The following is a 695-nucleotide window of genomic DNA, read 5'->3' as shown; positions in this document are numbered from 1 at the left end:
ATCGAACCCGCAGCGGTATGCGCAGCGAACACCGTCAACATCGACGGCACGAAATCGGTGACCGTCACCTGCCGCTCGACGATCACCTGCGCCAGATACTCCGGATCACGATGACCATCCGGAGTCGCCACCACCAAATGCGCACCCGCGGCCAACGGCAGGAAGTAACCCCACAGCGACACGTCGAACGTGGTCGCGGTCTTCTGCAAATACACATCCGATGCGTCCATCGGATACTGCGACAGCATCCACGCGACCTGGTTCGCAATCGCCGAATGCGGCACAGCCACACCCTTCGGACGACCCGTCGAACCGGAAGTGAAGATGACATAGGCCGTATTCGACGCCCGAACCGGCGCGAGCCGATCGGCATCGGTCACCGGCGCGGCATCGAAACCACTCGTATCGAGAGTGTCCAACGCCGACACCGGCACACCCGCGATATCCACCGGCGTGCCACCGCCGGTTACGCCACTATCGGCGTCCGCAGTCACCGCTTGCAGGTCGGCAGTGGTGGACAGCAGGCACACCGGTGCCGCCGTATCCAGGATGTAACCGATCCGCTCCGCCGGATGCGCGGGATCCAGCGGTACGTACGCACCACCGGCCGCCACCACCGCATACATGCCCACAACCAGATCCACCGACCGAGAAGCAAGCAACCCGACCAACGACTCCGGACCCACACCCTGCGC

The 695-nt window shown here is 64.0% G+C and carries 1 protein-coding gene; it reads right to left on the bottom strand.

Annotated elements, in window-relative coordinates; all coding sequences use genetic code 11:
- The coding region (locus NS6_RS33560) for an AMP-binding protein (RefSeq protein WP_157113113.1) at nucleotides 1-695 on the bottom strand (695 nt) is incomplete at both ends.

Source organism: Nocardia speluncae NBRC 108251 (assembly GCF_001613245.1).
In the GTDB taxonomy this organism is placed as follows: domain Bacteria; phylum Actinomycetota; class Actinomycetes; order Mycobacteriales; family Mycobacteriaceae; genus Nocardia; species Nocardia speluncae.
This window is presented reverse-complemented; position numbering and strand designations above follow the sequence as displayed.